The following is a 3,078-nucleotide window of genomic DNA, read 5'->3' as shown; positions in this document are numbered from 1 at the left end:
AATTCCCTCGACATCAGGGTTTAAAGGTTTGTCCCTCTGAGGAAACTGTAAACAGACGAGCGCGCACTGCTATATCAAGGAAAGTATTGTCGTCAATGGCGGGAAAATCGCTACAATTTGTATTGATTTTGGGAGAAACGTTCTCTCGGGAGCAAAAATCTAAACTGAAGCGACATGGTAAGTGAATCGAATCGACCGGAACCCACCTGGCTGAGAGTGATCCGCCTGCTGCGGTGGGACAAACCCGCCGGACGCCTGATTTTGATGATCCCGGCGTTGTGGGCGATCGTTTTGGCGACGGGGGGGACGCCGCCGCTGACGCTGATTTTGATTGTCGTGTTCGGGACGTTGGCGACGAGTGCGGCGGGGTGCGTGGTGAATGATCTCTGGGATCGGGATATCGATCCGGAGGTGGAACGGACTCGCGATCGCCCCCTGGCGTCCAAGGCGTTAACGATTCAAACGGGAATCGGGGTGGCGATCGTCGCGTTTGCCTGTGCGGGGGGACTGGCCCTGTATCTCAATCCCCTGAGTTTCTGGCTGTGCGTGGCCGCCGTCCCGGTGATTATCTGCTACCCCCTGGCGAAGCGGGTGTTTCCGGTCCCGCAGTTGGTATTGTCGATCGCCTGGGGATTTGCGGTATTAATTAGCTGGAGTGCGGCGACGGCGGATTTGCAGCCGGCGACGTGGCTGCTGTGGGGGGCAACGGTGTTGTGGACCCTGGGATTTGATACGGTTTATGCGATGAGCGATCGCGAGGACGATCGCCAGTTGGGGATCAACTCCAGCGCCCTATTTTTCGGGGATTTCGCGGCCGAGGCGGTGGGCGTCTTTTTCCTGGGGACGGCGGGGTTGATGTTCGCCCTGGACTGGCAACTGCACCTGCACCCGGTATCCTGGATCGCGTTGGCGGTGGCGGTGGTTCTGTGGGGATATCAGTATTGGCAATTGCGACAACCGGACCTCCCCCGCCCGGTTTACGGTAAGATTTTCCGCGATAATGTGGCGATCGGCTGGGTGCTGTTGGCCGGGATGATCGGCGGATCGCTGTTGTCTTAGGGAGTCGGGTGTCTTAGGGAGTCGGGAGTCGGGAGTCGGGAGTCGGGGGGGAGGGCGCGAGGCTTGCGCCCCTACACCGGAATCATTGTCGATTTTCTACTGTTTTGATGGGATCGATTTATTGATGCCTATTCAATCGGGTCTTCAAATCTAAAATTTTTGCGATCGCTTTCGATCGGGATCGGAAAAAAGACCGATCGCCCCAGATTGATACAGGTCGGCGATCGCCCGATTTGACAGGCGGAATGGGAGGGGCGATCGTCGGATTTGGGGCGGTGGTGACGGCGATTTTATGTCGGTGTTTGATGACATTCTCTTTAGGTGTTTCGGGGAGAATTTGATAGAGTAGTTTCCACGAGTTAGCCGGGGAGAATGCGGGATTGGCGAAAATTGCGATCGCGACGATTTTTTGTCATTAAACACGGATGCGATCGCCCTCCGTTTTTCTCAATTTTCCTGACCAATTCGTGCTTAATGAGTGGCTAAGTCTGAACGATGAATTCGACACTGAGAGACGATCGCTACATTCAGTTCAGTTGCGATCGCGCCCATATCGACCTCCGGCAAATTTTGGATTTATTTCAAACAGCCGCATTTTGGGCCCGCGATCGCCGGTTGGAAGACTTGGAAATTGCGATCGCCAACAGCGATCCTGTCGTCACCGTTTGGGATGGAAATCACACCGTCGGTTTTGCCCGCGCCACCTCGGACGGGGTGTATCGGGCGACGATTTGGGATGTGGTCATCCACCCGGATTATCAAGGGGGAGGACTGGGGAGAAAATTAGTTCAAACCGTCCTCGGCCATCCGAAATTGTGCCGGGTCGAACGGGTGTATTTGATGACCAGCCGGCAACAAAAATTCTACGAGCGGATCGGGTTTGAATACAACCCCACCACCACATTTGTCCTCTCCCAATCCGAGCCCGTGCCGCTGTTTTCTCACCTAGAATTTTGTGGCGAGGGGGACGGAACATTGGGTACGGGTGAAGTCGCTGAGTTCCGCGTCGGAGGGGACTGCCAGGACTTCCAGGCGTCCGTTCATCAACGCCAGTAGGGTTTGATTGATCAGCAGCCGCATTCCGGGGGAGAGGGCCAAATTTTCGGGGTCCAGCAGTTGCGGATCTTTAGCCTCCAGGGTGGATTGCAGCAGGTCCCAGGATTCGCTCCAGGCCCCCACGGGCCGCTGGTCGTCGATCCAGATGTGGACGTAGCCGGATTCCGGGGAGGGGTGGGCCGACATCCGCACCTTCCCCTCGTCCATCCCGGCGATCGCGGCATCGACGAGACTGAGCAAAACCTGCTTCAGGCGGGGGCGATCGGCGATCGCGTACAGGGTCGGCTCCGGGGCGGCGATGGAAAGCCGGATGCTGCGGTTGGCGGCTTGCAGGTGGGTGAGTTGGTGGATTTCTTCAAAAATCGGGGCGAGTTGCACGGGTTGCGGGTTCATGCGTTCCGTCCCGTATTCGGTTTTGGCGACGTGCAGCACTTCATCGAGCAACCCCACCATGCGGAGGGTGGCGTCGTGGGCCTGTTGGATGAACTCCCGCTCCTCCTCGGGACTCTCGCACAGGTCGGCCAGGATCAACTGTAGCAGACCGATCATGCTGTTGAGGGGCGATCGCAGTTCGTGGGATGTCCGGGCCAAAAACCCCGCCTTGAACTGCTCCATTTCCGCCGCCATCTGATAAGCCAGCCGCATCTGTTGCAGTTGTTCGGATAGGGTTTCGATTTGCGGATGGATCATTTCCGACAAGTGCGGAAACTCGGTTTCGGCGGGGCGGATTCGCGATGATTCACCGCCACGGTTGGTTTTGCCGATGGACTTCGCCCCATTGCGGTGTCCGAGTCCCCAGCGGTTCGCACCCCAACCCAAGCCTAACCCCACGCCCAAATATAGAAATTCACTCCAGCCCATCAGCGTGTCACGAGTAACGGCAATCATTAGGGGTCGAGAGAGATGTTACCATCTCCCCCTCCCATTCAGAACCGTGCATGAGACTTTCACCTCACACGGCTC

Annotated in this window: 4 protein-coding genes; 2 read left to right on the top strand and 2 right to left on the bottom strand. The window is 57.1% G+C overall.

The features are described from left to right. The first annotated feature begins 174 nt into the window (after positions 1 to 174). Positions 175 to 1,059: a 4-hydroxybenzoate solanesyltransferase gene (locus AC0QHF_RS00030; RefSeq protein WP_324702152.1), complete on the top strand. Its 885-nt coding sequence runs from the start codon at positions 175 to 177 to the stop codon at positions 1,057 to 1,059. Positions 1,060 to 1,209: 150 nt separating this feature from the next. Here the strand turns inward: AC0QHF_RS00030 and AC0QHF_RS00025 are convergent, their stop codons facing one another. Then, complete coding sequence (locus AC0QHF_RS00025) at positions 1,210 to 1,371, bottom strand: hypothetical protein (RefSeq protein WP_324702151.1); 162 nt, start codon at positions 1,369 to 1,371, stop codon at positions 1,210 to 1,212. 183 nt (positions 1,372 to 1,554) lie between these two features. Here AC0QHF_RS00025 and AC0QHF_RS00020 point away from each other — a divergent pair, with 183 nt between their 5' ends. Beyond that, positions 1,555 to 2,115 (top strand): GNAT family N-acetyltransferase, encoded by a 561-nt coding sequence (locus tag AC0QHF_RS00020; protein WP_324702150.1) that lies wholly within the window; start codon positions 1,555 to 1,557, stop codon positions 2,113 to 2,115. Here AC0QHF_RS00020 and AC0QHF_RS00015 read toward each other — a convergent pair. Next, positions 2,005 to 2,976 (bottom strand): sensor histidine kinase, encoded by a 972-nt coding sequence (locus tag AC0QHF_RS00015; protein WP_324702153.1) that lies wholly within the window; start codon positions 2,974 to 2,976, stop codon positions 2,005 to 2,007. The two genes, AC0QHF_RS00020 and AC0QHF_RS00015, sit on opposite strands and share 111 nt — an antisense overlap. Positions 2,977 to 3,078: the final 102 nt, after the last annotated feature.

It is taken from the genome of Lyngbya sp. CCY1209, assembly GCF_055795065.1.
Note: the sequence above shows the minus strand (reverse complement) of the source record. Positions and strands in the feature narration are given on the sequence as shown.

What these genes read in the sequence shown, in the direction of transcription:
- AC0QHF_RS00020 (WP_324702150.1), top strand. Translation starts at nt 1,555, where the DNA reads ATGAATTCGACACTGAGAGACGATCGCTACATTCAGTTCAGTTGCGAT.
- AC0QHF_RS00030 (WP_324702152.1), top strand. Translation starts at nt 175, where the DNA reads ATGGTAAGTGAATCGAATCGACCGGAACCCACCTGGCTGAGAGTGATC.
- AC0QHF_RS00015 (WP_324702153.1), bottom strand. Translation starts at nt 2,976, where the DNA reads ATGGGCTGGAGTGAATTTCTATATTTGGGCGTGGGGTTAGGCTTGGGT.
- AC0QHF_RS00025 (WP_324702151.1), bottom strand. Translation starts at nt 1,371, where the DNA reads ATGTCATCAAACACCGACATAAAATCGCCGTCACCACCGCCCCAAATC.